Below are 19,424 nucleotides of genomic sequence, written 5' to 3'. Positions count from 1 at the left end.
ACTGCACCGGACCGCGCCCTGCGGGCCAGCCCATCGACAGCACGCCGCCTACCCTGGATCCATGCCCGAAGGAGACACCGTCCTGCACGCCGCGAAGCGGCTGCACACCGCACTCGCGGGCCAGGTGCTCATCCGCTCCGACCTGCGCGTCCCCCGGTTCGCCACCGCGGACCTCACCGGCCGCACGGTCCTGGACGTCACCCCGCGCGGCAAGCATCTGCTGACCCGCATCGAGGGCGGCCTGACCCTGCACTCGCACCTGCGGATGGACGGCGCCTGGAAGATCTACGCCCCGGGCGAGCGCTGGCGCGGCGGCCCCGCCCATCAGATCCGGGCCATCCTCGCCAACGAGTCGCACGCGGCCGTGGGCTACCGCCTCCCCGTGCTCGAACTGCTGCGCACCGCCGAGGAGTCCAAGGCCGTCGGCCATCTCGGCCCCGACCTGCTCGGCCCGGACTGGGACCCCGACACGGCCCTGCGCAACCTGCTGCGGGATCCCGCCCGCCCCCTCGGCGAGGCACTCCTCGACCAGCGCAATCTCGCCGGCATCGGCAACGTCTACAAGTCCGAGCTGTGCTTCCTCCTCCGGACCACGCCCTGGCTCCCCGTCGGCGAGCTGTCGCCCGGGACCGCCGAGCGTCTCCCCTTGCTCGCCAAGAAGCTCCTCGAAGCCAACCGCGACCGCCCGACCCGCGTCACCACCGGCCGCGCCCGCCCCGACGAGCGCCTGTACGTCTACGGCAGGTCACCCCGCCCCTGCCTGCGCTGCCGCACCTCGATCCGCGTGGCCGACCAGGGTGACGGCTCTCGCGAACGCCCCACCTACTGGTGCCCCGCATGCCAGTCGGGTCCGTCCCCCATCAGGTAATCCCCGCACGCCAATTGACGGTCCGTCAGAGGAGCTCGTACGGTCCCCTCATGCCCGTCAAGGCGTACGACCTCACCGGACGCATCGCATTCGTCACCGGCGCCGCCAGCGGCATCGGGCGCGCCTCGGCCGCGCTCCTCGCCGAGGCGGGAGCCACCGTGCACTGCGCGGACCGCGACGCGCAGGGCCTGCACGAGACGGCGGCCTTCATCAAGGAGACCGGCGGCATCGCCCACACCCACACCCTGGACGTGTCGGACCGCGCCCAGGTCGCCGAAGCCGTCGCCGCCGCTGCCGGCCCCACCGGCACGCTGGACATCATGGCCGCCGTCGCCGGCATCATGCACAGCAGCCCCGTCCTGGAGACCCGCGACGAGGACCTCGACCGGGTGCTCGCCATCAATTTCAAGGGCGTTCTGTACGCGTGCCAGGAAGCGGCCCGCACGATGATCGCGGCGGGCACCCACGGCAGCATCGTCACCATGGCCTCGGGCGCGATCGACACCGGCGGCCCTGGCCTGCTCTGCTACGGCGTGGCCAAGGCCGCCGTCGTACAGCTCACCAAGACACTCGCCACGGAGGTCGGCCCGCACGGCATCCGTGTCAACGCGGTCGCGCCGGGCTGGATCCGGACGCCGATGACGACCCGCCACGACGACGCCGTCCAGGCCCACACGGAGTCCCTGATGGTGCGCATGGCCCCGCTCGGCCGGGTCGGCGCCCCCGAGGAGATCGCACATGCGGTCCTGCACCTCGCCTCGGACGCCGCGTCGTTCACGACGGGCCAGATCCTCCGTCCGAACGGCGGCGTCGCCATGCCCTGGTGACCTGCCCCCGCGCCCCGACCCCGATCTCCCGCCCCGCGCGCACCGCCCGCGCCCGCACCCGCCGCGCCCCCTGGTGCCCCGACGCCCCGGCCACACCCGCCGCTCGCGCCTTCGGCAGCGCGTGCACCGGAAGCAGGCTGAGCCCCCAGCCGCCGGCCGCGACCGCCCCCTCGAACGCCCCGGCATCCGGCGCGAAGGCCAGGCGCAGCACACCCCACCACCACAGCGCGCCGAGCACCACGGCCGGTATCCAGCGCAGCAGCCGTCTTGCCACCGACCGCTCACCTCCACCCGTCACCGGCTTGTCTCCTCGACGCTGAGTTGCCCACTGTCGTGCCCGGCGGAACGCACCGGGGGCGCGCCACGAACCCTGTGACGCGCCCCCGCACCGTCCGCCTGCGGAACGGGCGGGTCAGCCGCGATTCTCGGCCTGGAACATCCAGTGGTGCTTCTCCAGGTCGGCCGTGATGCCGATGAAGATGTCCTGGCTCACCGGGTCCGCCTCGCCGGTCGCCTCGATCCGCTCACGCATCCGAGTGATCACCGCGCCGAGGGCCTCCACCAGCGTCCCCACCGCGTCCGTGTCCTTCACCCAGCCGTCGGGCACCAGGCCGATACCGGTCGTGGCGGCCACGGTCTTGGCCCGGCCGTCCGGCGGGACACCCAGCGTCGAGGCCCGCTCCGCGACGGTGTCGGAGTGCTGGCGCGCGGTGTCCACGACCTCGTCGAGCTGAAGATGCACCGACCGGAACCGAGGCCCGACCACGTTCCAGTGGACCTGCTTCGCCACGAGAGAGAGGTCGACCAGGTCCACCAGGGCGCCCTGCAGCGCCTCGGCCACGACCTTCAGATCAGCATCGGACAGCGGGCTCTTCACGACGTACATCCGTCACCTCCATAGGAAATCACCAACAACGATGGCACACATGCACTATTACGGACACGCGGAGCCAGAATCTGGGACCTTCGACCTCAAGCGCACAGCAGAAAGCCCCGACCGGTTTCCCGATCGGGGCTCTCCCACACTTCACAGTGCCCGCAGACGCTACGCCGCTACGACGTCGACCGCCTCCGCAGGCGCCTTGATCGTCACCCGTTCCGGCGGGACGCCGGTCACGGATACCGCATTGAGCATCGGACGAACCGGTGCGCGCACCGGCTCCGACGGGACCGCTGCTGCCGACTCGGCCAGCTCCGCGAGAGCGAGCTCGTCGCTCACCTCGCGCATCAGCTCGGACATCCGTACGTCAAGCGCGTCGCAGATCGCGGAAAGCAGCTCGGAGGAAGCCTCCTTCTGCCCCCGCTCCACCTCGGAGAGATAGCCGAGCGAGACTCGGGCGGACGAGGAGACTTCGCGCAGAGTACGGCCCTGGCGCTGGCGCTGCCGACGCAGCACGTCACCCAGCAGGCGACGGAGCAGAATCATCGGTGGCTCCCTCCTCGGACCGCGTAGCCGCATCCTTCACGCCCCACCGTACCGCCTCGTGCCGCGGCCGTGCGGGGAGCGATGTCGTGTTCACTCAGGGCTGCAAACATCAAAACCCCCCGTTCTGTTCCGTATCCTGTGCCCGCGCATTCTCAGTACGTTCGCCGGAATGCCCTCCGACCAGCTCTTCCGTGAGCAGGCCGAGCACACTCCGTACACTCTCCATACGGATTTCCGTACGGTCGCCGTTCAACCGCAGCTCGAGCACTTTGCGGCTACCAGCGAAATTCCGTGTGGTCTTCGAAACACCGTTCCCCGGCCCGACGGCGGCCACGAAGACGGTGCCCACGGGCTGCCCGTCCTGCGGCTCGGGGCCTGCGACGCCGGTCGTGGCGATCCCCCAGTCCGCGCCGAGCGCCTCGCGCACTCCGGCCGCCATCTGCAGCGCGACCTCGGGGTGGACGGGCCCGTGCTCGGCCAGCAGCTCGGCGTCGACGCCGAGCAGCCGGTGCTTGAGCTCCGTGGCGTACGCCGTGACGGATCCGCGTAGGGCCTTCGAGGCTCCGGGCACCGCCACCAGCTCCGCGGCCACCAGACCGCCGGTGAGCGACTCGGCGACGGCAAGGGTCTCCCCTCGCCCGGTCAACAGCCGCAGCGCCTCGGCAGCCTCGTCCGTCACTTCTCGGCCGCCTCCGAGGACGACGCCTGCGCGGCGGCCGCCTGGGACGCCGCGGCGGCGGCCTGCGCCTCCGCCAGGCCCGCGCGGCGCAGCACGACCGCCTGCCGCACGTAGTCGAGCCCGGTCAGCACGGTCAGCGCGACGGCCACCGCCATCACCCAGAACCGGAAGGTGGCGAGCGGCCCGGTCAGCGCCAGCACGTACATGCCGACGGCCGTGCCCTGCGCGAGCGTCTTCATCTTGCCGCCGCGGCTGGCCGGGATGACCCCGTAGCGGATCACCAGGAACCGCAGCAGGGTGATCCCGAGCTCACGCCCGAGGATGACGCCGGTGACCCACCACGGCAGATCCCCGAGGGACGACAGACAGATCAGCGCCGCACCCATGATCGCCTTGTCGGCGATCGGGTCGGCGATCTTCCCGAAGTCGGTGACCAGGTTGTACGTACGCGCCAGGTGCCCGTCGAAGACATCCGTGATCATCGCGACGGCGAACGCCGCCCAGGCCCAGGCGCGCCACACGGGGTCGTACCCGCCGTCGGCCAGCATGAGCATCACGAACCCGGGCACGAGCAGCAGCCGCACCATGGTCAGGATGTTGGCGATGTTCCACAGGCTGGCCTGGTTGACGGCCGCAGCGCCCAGCTTGCCGCCGGGCGCCGGCGTACCGGTGCCGCCCGTGGCGGATGCCGGGACTCCGGTCATCTGCGCGCCTCCTCAGCACTGTCGAGCGGCTCCGCGACGAGGTCCACGCCCTCGGTTCCGACCACCTTTGCCTCGACCATACGGCCGACGCGCAGGTCCGCGCCGCCCGTGAGCCGCACCTGGCCGTCCGTCTCGGGCGCCTGGTGCGCACCGCGCCCGATGACGCCGTCCTCGGCGTCCACGGACTCGACGAGCACCTCCACGGTCTCGCCGAGGCGGTCCTCGGCCCGCTGTGACACCAGCTGCTCGGCGAGGCGCGACACGCGCGCGAGGCGCTCGGCGACGACGTCCTCGTCGAGCTTGTTCTCGTAGGTCGCCGCTTCCGTGCCCTCCTCGTCGGAGTAGCCGAACACGCCGATGGCGTCCAGCCGCGCACCGTTCAGGAAGCGCTCCAGCTCGGCGAAGTCGGACTCGGACTCGCCGGGGAAGCCCACGATGAAGTTCGACCGGACACCGGCCTGCGGCGCCTTGCTCCGAATGGTGTCGAGGAGCTCCAGGAACCGGTCGGTGTCACCGAAGCGCCGCATCGCGCGGAGCACGCCGGGCGCCGAGTGCTGGAAGGAGAGGTCGAAGTACGGGACGACCTTGTCGGTCCCGGTTAGTACGTCGATGAGCCCGGGCCGCATCTCGGCGGGCTGCAGATAGCTGACGCGCACCCGCTCGATCCCGTCGACGGCCGCGAGCTCGGGCAGCAGCGACTCCAGGAGGCGGATGTCGCCGAGGTCCTTGCCGTACGACGTGTTGTTCTCGGAGACCAGCATGATCTCCTTGACGCCCTGCTCGCCCAGCCACCGCGCCTCGTTCAGCACGTCGCTGGGGCGGCGCGAGATGAAGGAGCCGCGGAACGACGGGATCGCGCAGAACGTACAGCGTCGGTCACAGCCGGAGGCCAGCTTGACGGAGGCGACGGGCGAGCCGTCGAGCCTGCGCCGCAGCGGCGCGCGCGGCCCGGACGCGGGAGCGAGCCCCTCGGGCAGGTCCGCCGGAGCGTGGCCCGGAAGCGCGACACCGGCCCCCGCCTCCTGCCGCTCGGCAGGGCTGATCGGCAGCAGCTGGCGCCGGTCGCGCGGGGCGTGCGCCTCCACGTTGCCGCCGGCGAGGATGGTCTGGAGGCGGCCGGAGATGTCCTCGTAGTCGTCGAACCCGAGCACACCGTCGGCCTCGGGGAGCGCCTCGGCGAGCTCCTTGCCGTAGCGCTCGGCCATGCAGCCGACGGCCACGACGGCCTGGGTTCTGCCGTGGCCCTTCAGGTCATTGGCTTCCAGCAGGGCGTCGACCGAGTCCTTCTTGGCGGCCTCGACGAAGCCACAGGTGTTGACGACGGCGACATCGGCGGACTCGGCGTCCTCGACGAGCTCCCAGCCGTCCGCCTCCAAGCGGCCTGCGAGCTCCTCCGAGTCCACCTCGTTACGGGCGCAGCCGAGAGTGACAAGTGCGACGGTACGGCGTTCGGGCATGGACTCAAGACTACTTTGTTCCACTGACAGCCCTCGCCGCGAGGGTTACCGAAGGATCGCCCAGGTCATCCGACCTCGGGGTCACCCTTGGTGTAGGTGAGGCGCTCGACCTGCCCGGGCTGGAATTCGTCGTCGATCTGCTTGCCGTTCACGAACAGCTGGATCGCGCCCGCGTCACCGAGCACGAGATCGATCTTCTGGTTGTCCTGGAACGTCTTCGACTGGCCCTTTTCGAGCAGCCCGTCGAACAGGATCCGCCCGTTGTGGTCCTTGGCCGAGATCCAGCTGCGCCCCTCCGCCGCGGTCATCTTCACGGTGACCTTGTTCGGCGGGGCGGCCGCGATCGCGCTGTCGGAGGGGTCCGGCTTCGGATCGACGGGCTTCTTGGTCGACGGGCTCGGCTTGGGGGCGGGCTTGCTGGTCGCGGGCGTGGCCCCCTCGGCGGCCTGCTGCTTGTCACCGCCGTCGTCGCCGCCGTTGACCGCGGTGTAGCCCACGAAGGCGATCACCGCGACGATCGCGGCGACCATGGCGGCGGTCCAGTTGGGCCGGCGCGGCTCGGAGCGGATGCGCTCGGCCTCGAACAGCGGGGTGGCCGGGGTGGGAGCGGGCTGCCCGCCGTGCGCGTCGCCGTACTGGGCCAGAAGGGGCTCAGGGTCGAGGCCCACGGCGCGCGCGAGCGTCCTGATGTGGCCGCGCGCATACACGTCGCCGCCGCACCGGGAGAAGTCGTCCTGTTCGATGGCGTGCACGATCGGGATGCGGACTCGGGTCGACTGGCTGATCTCGTCGACGGTCAGCCCCGCGTCGATACGTGCCTGCTGAAGGGCACGGCCGATGGAGGGCCAGTCGTCCGCGTGCGGGGTGCGGTCTTCCGAAGGACGGTCGTCTTCAGGGGAGTTGCCGATGGACACGGGGGCGCCTTTCGAGCGTGTAGCCACCTGCTGGAGGTTCAGTCTAGGGGGGGTACGAAAGGGTGGGGCAACCGGGCGGTCGGACTTTGTACGCCATCAGAATGGCCGGACGTCCTGATGGCGGGACAGCTCGCTGCCCCCTCCCTCAACTTGACGTACTCGTTGGGGAAACGGTTGCCCCGGATCCTCGTCCGAGTGACATCAAAATCGAAAGATCCTCAGGATTGAGCCTCCCCGCGGATCACCGCGAGCACTCCATCCAGTTCGTCCGGCTTCACGAGGACGTCCCGGGCCTTCGACCCCTCACTCGGCCCCACGATGTTGCGCGACTCCATCAGGTCCATCAGGCGCCCGGCCTTGGCGAAGCCCACGCGGAGCTTGCGCTGCAGCATGGATGTGGACCCGAACTGGGTGGACACGACCAGCTCGGCGGCGGCACAGAGCAGCTCGAGGTCGTCGCCGATGTCCTCGTCGATCTCCTTCTTCTGCTTCGTACCCACGGTGACGTCGTCCCGGAAGACGGGCGCCATCTGGTCCTTGCAGTGCTGTACGACGGCGTGGATCTCGTCCTCGGTGACGAAAGCACCCTGCATACGGGTCGGCTTGTTCGCGCCCATGGGGAGGTACAGGCCGTCGCCCTTGCCGATGAGCTTCTCGGCACCGGGCTGGTCGAGGATGACGCGGCTGTCGGCGAGCGAAGAGGTGGCGAAGGCGAGGCGCGAGGGCACGTTCGCTTTGATGAGGCCGGTGACCACGTCGACGGACGGGCGCTGCGTGGCGAGCACCAGGTGAATGCCCGCCGCGCGCGCGAGCTGGGTGATCCGCACGATGGCGTCCTCGACGTCGCGCGGCGCGACCATCATCAGGTCGGCGAGCTCGTCGACGATCACCAGCAGATACGGGTACGTCTTCAGCTCCCGCTCGCTGCCCTCGGGAGTCTTGAGCTTGCCGTCGCGGATGGCCTGATTGAAGTCGTCGATGTGCCGGTAGCCGAACGCCGCGAGGTCGTCGTAGCGCAGATCCATCTCACGTACGACCCACTGGAGCGCCTCGGCGGCCTTCTTCGGGTTGGTGATGATCGGCGTGATGAGGTGCGGGATCCCCTCGTACGCCGTCAGCTCCACGCGCTTGGGGTCGACGAGGACCATGCGTACGTCCTCGGGGGTCGCCCGCATCATGATCGAGGTGATCAGGCAGTTGATGCACGAGGACTTGCCGGAGCCGGTGGCGCCGGCGACCAGGACGTGCGGCATCTTCGCGAGATTCGACATCACGTAGCCGCCCTCGACGTCCTTGCCGAGCGCGACGAGCATCGGGTGGTCGTCCTCGGCGGCGTCCGCGAGGCGCAGCACGTCGCCGACGTTCACCATCTCGCGGTCGGTGTTCGGGATCTCGATGCCGACCGCGGACTTGCCGGGAATGGGGCTGATGATCCGGACGTCCGGCGACGCCACGGCGTACGCGATGTTCTTGGCGAGGGCCGTGATCTTCTCGACCTTCACGGCCGGGCCGAGCTCGACCTCGTACCGCGTGACCGTCGGGCCGCGCGTGAAGCCCGTGACGGCGGCGTCGACCTTGAACTCGGTGAAGACGTTCGACAGCGAGTCGACGACGGCGTCGTTGGCCGCGCTGCGCGACTTTCCGGGCCCCCCGCGCGTCAGGAGGTCGAGCGACGGCAGCGCGTACGTGATGTCGCCGGCGAGCTGGAGCTGCTCGGCACGCGGCGGCAGGTCGCGCATCTGCTCGGGCGAGGACTTGGTCAGGTCGGGCACGGCGAGCTTCGACGGTGTCGCCTCGGGCTCCTCGGCGGCCTGCTCGGCCTTCTTGCCGCGGGCCGTGGGCACGGGCACCGAGCGCTCCGGCTCGGGCGCCTCCCCCGTGCGCTGCCCGCGTTCGCTGCCGACGCCCTGCGTCAGGTCGGCGACCAGGGGCGACGGCGGCATCCCGTGCAGCACGGCACCGTCGAGCGCGGCGGCGGCAGCGGCGGCCACGTCGACGGCGTCCATGGGCCGCTCCATGGCGGGCTGCACGGACGTGCGCCGGGGCCTGCGCCGCTTGGAGAGCGCGTCTTCCTCTATGCGGTCGGGGTCGTACGCCTCCGGGGCCGTGGAGCGCCGCCTCGCGCGCGCGGGGGCGGCCTCGCGCCACTCCTCGTCGTACTCGTCGGCGCCGGGCTCCTGTAGGGCCGTGTCGTCGTGCACGATGCCGAGCTTCACCCCGAGCAGCCGGAGCCGCTGCGGGATCGCGTTGACGGGCGTCGCGGTGACCACGAGCAGACCGAAGACGGTGAGCAGCACGAGCATAGGGACCGCGAGGACCTCGGTCATCGTGAAGCTCAGCGGGGTCGCGGCGGCCCAGCCGATGAGCCCGCCCGCGTCCCTTATGGCCTGCATGCCGTCGTCGCGCGCGGGCGAGCCGCACGCGATGTGGACCTGGCCGAGCACGCCGACGACGAGCGCGGACAGGCCGATGACGATGCGCCCGTTGGCCTCGGGCTTCTCCGGGTGCCGGATGAGGCGTACGGCGATGAGGCCGAGCAGTATCGGCACCAGCAGGTCGAGCCGGCCGAACGCGCCGGTCACCAGGACCTCGACAAGGTCGCCGACAGGTCCTTGCAGATTGGACCATGTGCCGGCTGCGCAGATCAGGGCGATGCCGAGCAGGAGCAGCGCCAGGCCGTCCTTGCGGTGCGCCGGGTCGAGCCCCTTCGCGCCGCGCCCTATGCCGCGGAACATCGCTCCTACGCTGTGCGCGACGCCGAGCCACAGGGCGCGTACGACCTTGTACAGGCCCCCTGTGGGACTGGGCGCCGGCTTGGGGGCGGGCTTCTTCGCCGCTGCCTTCTTCGCGGGCGCCTTCTTGGCGGGAGCTTTTTTCGCAGGGGCCTTCTTCGCCGGAGCCTTGGTCGGCGCGGCCGCCTTCTTCGCGGGCGTCTTCTTGGCTGCGGGACGTGAGGCCATAGCTGTGAGGTTACCGGGGGAGGCGTCCGCGGACACGTGTGCCCGGTGCTTCACCCTTTTGTGTCGCGAATGGACGGCGCTTGAGCTGACGCGGGCTCAAAGCCCGCACCGCGGCTCAGTTCTGGGACGGCAGGGAGGGCGTGCCGCTGCCCGCGCCGGGCTCCAGAGCGTCAAGGGCCCTGCGCAGACCGGTGAGTTTGCGCTCCAGGTGCGCGGCCGTGGCGACGGCCGCCGCGTCCGCCGAGTCGTCGTCGAGCTGCTTGGACAGCGCCTCGGCCTGCTCCTCGACCGCGGCGAGGCGCGCCGACAGCTCGGCGAGCAGCCCCGCGGGCTCCTTCGCGTCGCCGACGGACCTGCCGCCGCCCTCCAGCTGAAGCCGCAGCAGAGCCGCCTGCTCCCGGAGTTGGCAGTTCTTCATGTACAGCTCCACGAAGACCGAGACCTTCGCGCGCAGTACCCACGGGTCGAACGGCTTGGAGATGTAGTCGACCGCACCCGCCGCGTAGCCACGGAACGTGTGGTGCGGGCCGTGGTTGATCGCGGTGAGGAAGATGATCGGGATGTCCCGTGTCCGCTCTCGACGCTTGATGTGCGCCGCGGTTTCGAAACCGTCCATTCCCGGCATCTGAACGTCCAGCAGAATGACCGCGAAATCGTCCGTGAGCAGCGCTTTGAGCGCTTCCTCCCCGGACGATGCCCGCACCAGCGTCTGATCGAGCGCGGAGAGGATGGCCTCCAGCGCCAGCAGATTCTCCGGCCGGTCATCGACCAGGAGGATCTTGGCCTTCTGCACCATGGCCCGCCCTCCTCGCCCCGGCATGGGGCCGCCCCTGTCCGCAGGATTCGGGGAGACTCCTGTCGCCGCCCCAGGGGACGACTCCCTTGCGTCGCCCGTCCTTGTGCCGGTCATCGTAGCCGTACCCCGCCTGTCGCCACACCCTGTCACCGAGATGTCACTGTGCACGTAGCAGAAACGCAGCGGGAGACCAGAAGGTTCCCCGGTTACCGCACTTCTACACGGCCACGGCCACACTCAGTCAGCAACTCCGCGTGAATGTTTCGGATTCCGGTCAGTCACCGCGCATCCACTGCTCCATCACAGACAGCAGATGGTCGGGATCGACCGGCTTCGTGACGTAGTCGGACGCACCCGACTCGATGGCCTTCTCCCGGTCGCCCTTCATGGCCTTCGCGGTGAGCGCGATGATCGGCAGCCCGGCGAACTGCGGCATCCTGCGGATCGCCGTCGTCGTCGCGTAGCCGTCCATCTCCGGCATCATGATGTCCATCAGCACCACGGTCACATCGTCGTGCTGCTCCAGCACTTCGATGCCCTCACGCCCGTTCTCCGCGTACAGGACCGACAGCCCGTGCTGCTCCAGCACGCTCGTGAGTGCGAAGACATTGCGGATGTCGTCGTCGACGATGAGCACCTTCTCCCCACCGAAGTGGAAGGCACGCCTCACCTTGGGTGCGCCCTGCGCCTCCCCGTTCTCCCAGTGCTCCTGAGCGGGCGCCGCCTGCTCCGGGAGCGCCTGGCGCGGCTCGGACGGCGGCGCGGTCTTGCGACGGCGCCTGAAGAGCGCGGCGGCACCGTTCTGGGTCTCCTGGTACGACTTCACCTCGGCCGGGGTCTCCACCTGGGCCGGCTCCGGCGCGGCGTCCAGGGCCAGTGGCCGGCCCGGTTCGACGGCCGGGGCGAGCTGCGTGTACCCCTGGGGCGGGAGCTCGCTCGGGTGCAGCGGCAGGTACAGCGTGAACGTGGAGCCGCGGCCGGGCTCGCTCGCCGCGTGGATCTCACCGCCCAGCAGGCGGGCGATCTCCCGGCTGATGGACAGCCCGAGGCCCGTACCGCCGTACTTGCGGCTGGTCGTGCCGTCGGCCTGCTTGAACGCCTCGAAGATGACCCGCATCTTGCTGGCCGCGATGCCGATGCCGGTGTCCGTCACCGAGAAGGCGATCAGGTCGGCGTCCGCCTCCCTCAACGAGCCCGCTTCCAGGAGCTGTTCACGAATGGCGTTCGGCACATCGGCCCCTGCCGGCCTGATGACGAGCTCCACGGCGCCCGAGTCGGTGAACTTCACCGCATTGGAGAGCAGGTTGCGCAGCACCTGAAGGAGACGCTGTTCGTCGGTGTGCAAGGTGGTGGGCAGTTCCGGCGAGACCCTTACGGAGAAGTCGAGTTGCTTCTCCGCGGTCAGCGGACGGAACGTGGCCTCTACGTAGTCGACGAGTTGCACCAGGGCGATGCGTGTCGGCGAGACGTCCATCTTGCCCGCCTCGACCTTCGACAGGTCCAGGATGTCGTTGATCAGCTGGAGCAGGTCGGAGCCCGCTCCGTGGATCGTCTCGGCGAACTCGACCTGCTTCGGGGTGAGGTTCGAGTCGGCGTTGTCGGCGAGCAACTTGGCGAGGATCAAGAGGGAGTTGAGCGGAGTGCGCAGCTCGTGCGACATGTTGGCGAGGAACTCGCTCTTGTAGCGCATCGACACCGCGAGCTGCTCGGCGCGCTCCTCCAGGACCTGCCGCGCCTCTTCGATCTCGGTGTTCTTCACTTCGATGTCGCGGTTCTGCTGGGCGAGCAGTTCGGCCTTCTCCTCCAGTTCGGCGTTGGACGCCTGGAGGGCCTTCTGCCGGTTCTCCAACTCGGCCGAGCGCTCCCGGAGTTGCTCGGTGAGCTCCTGCGACTGCTTCAGCAGCACCTCCGTCTTCGTATTGACGGAGATCGTGTTGACGCTCGTCGCGATCATCTCGGCGATCTGCCCCAGGAAGTCCTTCTGGATCTGCGTGAACGGCGTGAACGACGCCAGCTCGATCACGCCGAGCACCGTGCCCTCGAAGAGCACGGGGATCACGATGACCTGCGCCGGTGGCGCCTCACCGAGCCCCGAGGCGATCTTCAGGTAGCCGCTGGGCGCGTTGTCCACGAGGATCGTGCGCCGCTCCTGCGCGGCGGTCCCGATGAGCGTCTCACCGGGGCGGAAGGACGTCGGCATGGAGCCCATGGAGTAGCCGTAGCTGCCGAGCATGCGCAGTTCGTACGCGTCCTCGGGCGCCGTCGTCGGGTCGGCGACGTCGTCCAGGGGCAGCGCCAGGAAGAACGCGCCGTGCTGCGCGGAGACGACCGGCGTCAGCTCGCTCATGATGAGCGAGGCCACGTCGTCGAGGTCTCGGCGGCCCTGCATCAGGCCGGAGATGCGGGCCAGGTTGCCCTTGAGCCAGTCCTGCTCCTCGTTGGCGATCGTGGTGTCGCGCAGGTTCGAGATCATCTTGTTGATGTTGTCCTGCAGGACCTGGATCTCGCCCGCCGCGTCGACGTCGATCTTCAGATTGAGGTCGCCGCGGGTCACCGCGGTGGCGACGGCCGCGATGGCACGCACCTGACGGGTCAGGTTCCCGGCCATCTCGTTCACGGACTCGGTCAGGTCGCGCCACGTGCCGTCCACGTCGCGCACCCGCGCCTGGCCGCCCAGCTGGCCCTCCGTGCCCACTTCGCGGGCCACCCTGGTGACCTGCTCGGCGAACGACGACAGCTGGTCGACCATCGTGTTGATCGTCGTCTTCAGTTCGAGGATCTCGCCGCGCGCGTCGATGTCGATCTTCTTGGTCAGGTCGCCCTTGGCGATGGCGGTCGTGACCATGGCGATGTTGCGCACCTGACCGGTGAGGTTCGAGGCCATGCCGTTCACGGACTCGGTGAGGTCCTTCCACGTGCCGGCCACGCCGGGGACGCGGGCCTGGCCGCCGAGGATGCCGTCCGTGCCCACCTCGCGGGCCACCTTGGTGACCTGGTCGGCGAACGAACTCAGCGTCTTCACCATCGTGTTGAACGTGTCGGCGAGCTGCGCGACCTCGCCGCGGGCCTCGATGGTGACCGTACGGGTCAGGTCGCCGTTGGCCACGGCGTTGGCGACCTGGGAGATGTTGCGCACCTGCATGGTCAGGTTGTTGGCCATCAGGTTGACGTTGTCGCTCAGGTCCTTCCAGATACCGGTGACGCCCGGAACCCGTGCCTGGCCGCCGAGTTGGCCCTCGGTGCCCACTTCGCGGGCCACCCGGGTCACCTGCTCGGCGAACGACGACAGCTGGTCCACCATCGTGTTGACCGTGGTGACGAGTTCGAGGATCTCGCCCTTGGCGTCGACGGTGATCTTCTTGGAGAGGTCTCCGCGCGCTACAGCTGTAGTGACCTCGGCGATGTTGCGCACCTGAAGGGTCAGGTTGTTCGCCATGCCGTTCACGGACTGCGTCAGGTCCTTCCACGTACCCGACACACCCTGCACCTCGGCCTGTCCGCCGAGGATGCCGTCCGTACCCACCTCACGGGACACCCGCGTCACCTGCTCGGCGAAGGCCGACAGCTGATCCACCATCGTGTTGAGGGTGTTCTTCAGCTCAAGGATCTCGCCCCGCGCGTCCACGTCGATCTTCTGCGACAGGTCACCGCGCGCCACCGCCGTGGCGACCTGCGCGATGTTGCGCACCTGGGCCGTGAGGTTGCCGGCCATGCCGTTCACGGAGTCCGTCAGGTCGCGCCACACACCGGCGACGCCGGGCACCTGCGCCTGTCCGCCCAGGCGCCCCTCGGTGCCCACCTCGCGGGCCACGCGGGTCACCTGGTCCGCGAACGCGGAGAGCTGGTCCACCATCGTGTTGATGGTGTTCTTCAGTTCGAGGATCTCGCCCCGCGCGTCGACATCGATCTTCTGGGAGAGGTCACCGCGCGCTACAGCTGTAGTGACCTGGGCGATCTGCCGCACCTGTGAAGTCAGGTTCCCCGCCATGAAGTTGACGGAGTCGGTGAGTTCCTTCCACGTACCGCTCACACCGTCCACACGGGCCTGACCGCCGAGGCGGCCCTCCGTGCCCACGTCGCGCGCCATACGGGTCACCTGGTCGGCGAAGCTGGAGAGCTGGTCCACCATCGTGTTCACGGTGTTCTTCAGCTGGAGCATCTCGCCGGAGACGTCGACGGTGACCTTCTGCGACAGGTCACCGTTGGCCACCGCCGTCGTCACCTGGGCGATGTTGCGCACCTGACCGGTCAGGTTGCGGAAAGCCGTGTTGACGGAGTCGGTGAGGTCCTTCCAGGTGCCGGCCGCACCCGGCACCAGCGCCTGGCCGCCCAGTTCACCCTCGACGCCGACCTCGCGCGCCACGCGCGTGACTTCGGAGCCGAAGGCCGACAGCTGGTCGACCATCGTGTTGACGGTGTTCTTCAGCTCCAGCATTTCACCGGCGACGTCGACGGTGACCTTCTGCGAGAGGTCACCGCTCGCCACCGCCGTCGTGACAGTGGCAATGTCACGCACCTGCGTGGTGAGGTTCCGGAAGACCGTGTTGACGGAGTCGGTGAGGTCCTTCCACGTACCGGCGGCGCCCGGCACATTGGCCTGGCCGCCGAGCTGGCCCTCGGCACCGACCTCGTTGGCGACCCGGGTGACCTCGTCTGCGAACGTACGCAGCGTCTCGGTCATCTGGTTGATCGTCTCGGCGAGCTGGGCGACCTCGCCGCGCGCCGACACCGTCACCTTCTGCGACAGGTCACCGTTCGCTACAGCTGTAGTGACCTGAGCGATCCCTCGCACCTGGGCGGTCAGATTGCCGGCCATAAGGTTCACCGAATCGGTGAGGTCCTTCCACACACCGGCCACACCGGGCACCTGCGCCTGCCCGCCCAGCTCGCCCTCGGTGCCCACCTCCCGAGCCACCCGTGTGACCTCGGAGGAGAACGACGACAGCTGATCGACCATCGTGTTCACGGTGTTCTTCAGCTCGAGCATTTCGCCCGCGACGTGAACCGTGACCTTTCGCGACAAGTCACCCTTGGCCACCGCGGTCGTGACGAGAGCAATGTCACGCACCTGAGCGGTGAGCCGGTACGCCATCGTATTGACCGAATCCGTGAGATCTTTCCACGAACCGGACATCCCACGAACGCGTGCCTGTCCACCGAGCTTGCCCTCGGTACCCACCTCACTGGCCACGCGCGTGACCTCGTCCGTGAAGGTGGAGAGCTGGTCGACCAGGTTGTTGACGGTCCGCCCGACCTTCAGGAACTCGCCGCGCAGCGGGTGCCCCGCCCCCTCCGGCACCTGCGCACGCAGCTCCATGCGCGGCGACAGATCGCCCTCCGCGACCGCCGTGAGCACCCTGCCGACCTCGGAGACAGGTCGTACGAGGTCGTCGACGAGCGCGTTCGACGCGTTGATCGCGGCGGCCCAGGAGCCCTCGCAGGCGCCCGCCTCCAGGCGCTCGGTGAGCTTGCCCTCCCGCCCGACCGTTCGCCTGACCCGGGACAGCTCACCGGTCAGATGCAGATTCCGGTCGGCCACCTCGTTGAAGACGGCAGCGATCTCCGACATCACGCCGTCGCCGTTGACGGTGAGCCGCTTGCGGAAGTTGCCGTCCCGCATGGCGACGAGACCGGCCAGCAGTCTGTTCAGCGCCGCGGTGTCCACTGTTGTGGTCCCATTACGCGACTTGTGCTGTTTACTCAGGGACTGTCCGCCTTCTGCGCGCGTTTTCCTGCCCCGCGTCGCTGCGCCAGACTCCACTGTGTCCCTCCCGCAGGGGTCGACCTGAACTGCTCGGCTTGCTCGGGTTCGCTTCTACCGTCGCATCGGCTTTCCAATGCGTTCTCTCCGGAAGCTTGCCCAGTGTTTCACCATGGCTGAACCAGGCCATAACAGTTCGGCAGCTTCGCACACCGTCCGCACACCCTCCGGACGGAAACACTGACGACCGGCATCCGCATGGACGGCGAAGGTAAGTAACCTTGCATGCGGCTGTCCACCCACCCCGGTCCGCCCGGCCTGGGTGGTGGCGGAAAACGAGCGGGCATCGGAGGGGCGGCCGAGACATGGGTACGGGAGACCTGGGCCTCGACACTCGAACAGCGAGTACGACTCGTACAGGGAGTTCTGTGATCACCGCGCGCGCGGCTGCCACCTTCGAACCGGTCGGACGGTCCGTCGCCACGGCCCGCTCCTTTGTACGCGACACCCTGCAGGGGTGGGGCTACGCCGACATCATCGACGACGCCGTGGTCCTGACCAGCGAACTCGTGACAAATGCCGTCGTTCACGCGGGCACGTCCGCGGAGGTTCTGTGCCTGCGCAGTGACGACCACATCCGTATCGAGGTCTCCGACCGCTATCCGGAGCGCGAGATCCCGCTTCAGTCCTCCGCGATCAACATGGGCAGCCCCGACCGCGAGGGCGGCCGCGGTCTCCAGCTCTGCGCGGCTCTGGCGGGCCGCTGGGGCGTCGACTATTCGGCCACGCACAAGCAGGTCTGGTTCCAACTGGACCTGCCCGAGCGCTCGGTCGGCACGCGCGCCGCGGGCCCCGTGCTCCCCACGGACCTGCTGCCCCTCGCCGACGAGCGCGTCCGTGTCGCCGTCGTACAGATCGAGAAGTCCGGTGCGATCACGGCGTGGAACGAGGACGCGGAGCACCTCTTCGGATATGTGGCGGAGCAGGTCATCGGCAAGCCCCTCACCGATCTCGCCGCGTGGCCGCACACCCCTGGCACCAGCACGGGCATCGCCGACGCGCTCCAGCTCTCCCGCTGGGAGGGCAGCTACGGCATCCGCAGCGCCAGCGGCCGTGTGGCTCCCGTGTACGCGTCTCACTTGCGTGTCCGCGACACCGACGGCGAACCGTCGACGGTCTGTCTCCTCGTACGCGACCACGAGCGCGCCGTGCTGCAGACGCCGCTGCGCCTCCCGGCAGCCGACAGTTCCGCCCACTCCGAGAGTCAGGGCCCGGACGCCTTCGAGGTCTTCATCGGGTCCCCGGCACCCGACGACCTGGACGGACTTCTCCAGCGCACGGTGGAGCGCGCTCGGGACATGCTCGACGGCGACTCCGCGTTCCTGCTGCTGGCCACGGACGACGAGACGGAGCTGGAGGTCCGCGCCTCCACCGGACTGCCCTCGGCCCGCCAGCGCTTCGCCCGGGTCCCGGTCGAGGTCGGCCCGGGCCGCTACGGTTCGGCGCGGATGCCGGCCGTCCACGAGGACCTGTCCCAAGTACCGGGCGCGGTCCCGCTGTTGAACGGCACGGGCATGCGTTCGGTCGTCACCGTTCCGCTGAAGGTGGAGGGCCGTCTGACCGGCTCGCTCGGTGTCGCGGCGGAGTCCCCCGACCGCTACTCGAACGAGGAGGCCCTGCGTCTCCAGTTCGCTGCCGACCGCATCGCCATGGCGGTCGAGTCGGCCCGCCTGGGCGAACTCGAGAAGCTGCGCCGTGGCTCCCTCAGCTTCCTCGTCGAGGCCTCCGACCTGCTGGCCGGCACCCTCGACCGGGACCAGACCCTGGCCCTCATGGCGCAGATGACGGTCCCCACCCTCGCCACCTGGTGCGCGGTCTACATGATCGCCGACCAGGCCTCGGAGCCGCACCTCTCCTATGTCCTGCACGAGGACGAGGACCGCATCGACGGCCTCAAGGCGCTGCTCTCCAAGATCTCCCCGCCTGAACCCGTGCCGACCCCGGGTGCCCGCGTGTGGGCGGCTCCGGCGGAGGCGGCGCACCAGGCGGCGCTCCGCACCTCCATGCGCAGCCTCGGCCTCGGCGAACCGGCCAGCGTCAGCTCGGGCATCGGCACCACGCTCGCCACGGCTTCCGCGGTGGGCGGCGAGACGGTGGTCCTCCCCCTGGTCGCCCGCAACCGCGTGATCGGCATGCTGACGCTGGGCAAGCCCACGGACGAGCACTTCCGCCAGGAAATCCTGGAGCTGGCCGAGGACTTGAGCCGCAGGGCCGCCCTCGCTCTGGACAACGCGCGGCTGTACTCGGAGCGCATGGCCATCAGCCAGTCCCTCCAGCGCAGCCTCCTCCCGCCGGAGCTCCCGCACGTCCCGGGCGTCGAGGTGGAGGTCATCTACCGCGCGGCCGGCGAGGGCAACGAGGTCGGCGGTGACTTCTACGATCTCTTCCCGATCCGCGACGGCGCGTACGGCTTCGCGATCGGCGATGTCTGCGGCACGGGCCCGGAGGCCGCGGCCGTCACCGGCCTCGCCCGGCACGCCTTGCGCCTGCTGGCCCGCGAGGGCTTCGGCGGCCCTGCCGTCCTGGAGCGCCTGAACGCGGCGATCCTGGACGAGGGCGCCCGCAGCCGCTTCCTGACGCTGCTTTACGGCGAGCTGTGGCCGCAGGAGGACGGCTCGGCGGTCCTCAAGATGGTCTGCGCCGGCCACCCGCTCCCGCTCCGTCTGCGCCAGGACGGCACGGTCGAGGCGTACGCGGAGCCGCAGCCGCTGCTCGGCGTCATGGACGACCTGGAGCTGTACGAGCAGACGATGACGCTCGACCCGGGCGACGTCCTGCTCTGTGTCACCGACGGCATCACGGAGCGCCGTGAGGGCACCCGCATGCTCGGCGACGACGGCCTGGCCGAGGTCCTGTCGACGTGTACGGGTCTGACGGCCGGCGCGGTCGCCGCCCGCATCATGCGCGCGGTGGAGCGCTTCGCCGCGGATGCCCCGTCGGACGACATGGCGATCCTCGCCATGCGTGTGCCCGGTATCCAGCACGACTGACGGCGCGGGTTCAGCCCGGGCGGGGGCGGGGGCAACGGAAAA

General features: G+C 69.5%; 13 protein-coding genes. 3 read left to right on the top strand and 10 right to left on the bottom strand.

Annotated elements, in window-relative coordinates; genetic code table 11:
• Nucleotides 1–61 precede the first annotated feature (61 nt).
• Together ACVHNB_RS09180 and ACVHNB_RS09175 are read left to right on the top strand one after the other, a co-directional pair.
• Entirely contained in the window at nt 62–868 is an 807-nt protein-coding gene (locus ACVHNB_RS09180; RefSeq protein WP_428951894.1) for an Fpg/Nei family DNA glycosylase, read from the top strand.
• Nucleotides 869–918: 50 nt separating this feature from the next.
• Nucleotides 919–1,695 carry an SDR family NAD(P)-dependent oxidoreductase gene (locus tag ACVHNB_RS09175; RefSeq protein WP_428951895.1) on the top strand — a complete coding sequence of 259 codons (777 nt, stop codon included), beginning with the start codon at nt 919–921 and terminating at the stop codon, nt 1,693–1,695.
• On the opposite strand, the gene ACVHNB_RS09170 is transcribed toward ACVHNB_RS09175, so the two are convergent.
• The 10 genes from ACVHNB_RS09170 to ACVHNB_RS09125 all read right to left on the bottom strand — a co-directional run bounded on the left by ACVHNB_RS09170 (nt 1,643) and on the right by ACVHNB_RS09125 (nt 16,392).
• Nucleotides 1,643–1,969 (bottom strand): hypothetical protein, encoded by a 327-nt coding sequence (locus ACVHNB_RS09170; protein WP_456227782.1) that lies wholly within the window; start codon nt 1,967–1,969, stop codon nt 1,643–1,645. The two genes, ACVHNB_RS09175 and ACVHNB_RS09170, sit on opposite strands and share 53 nt — an antisense overlap.
• A 138-nt stretch (nt 1,970–2,107) precedes the next feature.
• Nucleotides 2,108–2,581 carry a Dps family protein gene (locus ACVHNB_RS09165; protein WP_428951897.1) on the bottom strand — a complete coding sequence of 158 codons (474 nt, stop codon included), beginning with the start codon at nt 2,579–2,581 and terminating at the stop codon, nt 2,108–2,110.
• Between the two features lie 159 nt (nt 2,582–2,740).
• Nucleotides 2,741–3,121, bottom strand: coding sequence for a helix-turn-helix domain-containing protein (locus ACVHNB_RS09160; RefSeq protein ID WP_324769056.1), 381 nt, complete (start codon nt 3,119–3,121; stop codon nt 2,741–2,743).
• Between the two features lie 109 nt (nt 3,122–3,230).
• Nucleotides 3,231–3,800, bottom strand: a complete 570-nt coding sequence (locus ACVHNB_RS09155) for a CinA family protein (protein WP_428951898.1) — start codon at nt 3,798–3,800, stop codon at nt 3,231–3,233.
• Nucleotides 3,797–4,504, bottom strand: coding sequence for a CDP-diacylglycerol--glycerol-3-phosphate 3-phosphatidyltransferase (gene pgsA, locus ACVHNB_RS09150; RefSeq protein ID WP_456227781.1), 708 nt, complete (start codon nt 4,502–4,504; stop codon nt 3,797–3,799). The genes ACVHNB_RS09155 and pgsA overlap by 4 nt, the downstream gene beginning before the upstream one ends.
• Nucleotides 4,501–5,961: a 30S ribosomal protein S12 methylthiotransferase RimO gene (rimO, locus tag ACVHNB_RS09145; RefSeq protein WP_428951900.1), complete on the bottom strand. Its 1,461-nt coding sequence runs from the start codon at nt 5,959–5,961 to the stop codon at nt 4,501–4,503. The genes pgsA and rimO overlap by 4 nt, the downstream gene beginning before the upstream one ends.
• Nucleotides 5,962–6,026: 65 nt before the next feature.
• A complete protein-coding gene (locus ACVHNB_RS09140; RefSeq protein ID WP_456227780.1) occupies nt 6,027–6,875 on the bottom strand; it encodes a helix-turn-helix domain-containing protein in 849 nt (282 codons plus the stop codon).
• 218 nt (nt 6,876–7,093) lie between these two features.
• Nucleotides 7,094–9,835, bottom strand: coding sequence for a DNA translocase FtsK (locus ACVHNB_RS09135; protein ID WP_428951902.1), 2,742 nt, complete (start codon nt 9,833–9,835; stop codon nt 7,094–7,096).
• A 115-nt stretch (nt 9,836–9,950) separates the two neighbouring features.
• Entirely contained in the window at nt 9,951–10,631 is a 681-nt protein-coding gene (locus ACVHNB_RS09130) for a response regulator (RefSeq protein ID WP_428951903.1), read from the bottom strand.
• Between the two features lie 274 nt (nt 10,632–10,905).
• Nucleotides 10,906–16,392 carry a HAMP domain-containing protein gene (locus ACVHNB_RS09125; protein WP_428951904.1) on the bottom strand — a complete coding sequence of 1,829 codons (5,487 nt, stop codon included), beginning with the start codon at nt 16,390–16,392 and terminating at the stop codon, nt 10,906–10,908.
• Between the two features lie 368 nt (nt 16,393–16,760).
• Here ACVHNB_RS09125 and ACVHNB_RS09120 point away from each other — a divergent pair, with 368 nt between their 5' ends.
• Nucleotides 16,761–19,382: a SpoIIE family protein phosphatase gene (locus ACVHNB_RS09120; RefSeq protein ID WP_428951905.1), complete on the top strand. Its 2,622-nt coding sequence runs from the start codon at nt 16,761–16,763 to the stop codon at nt 19,380–19,382.
• The last annotated feature ends 42 nt before the right edge of the window (nt 19,383–19,424 follow it).

Source organism: Streptomyces sp. YJ-C3 (assembly GCF_053891275.1).
Note: the sequence above shows the minus strand (reverse complement) of the source record. Positions and strands in the feature narration are given on the sequence as shown.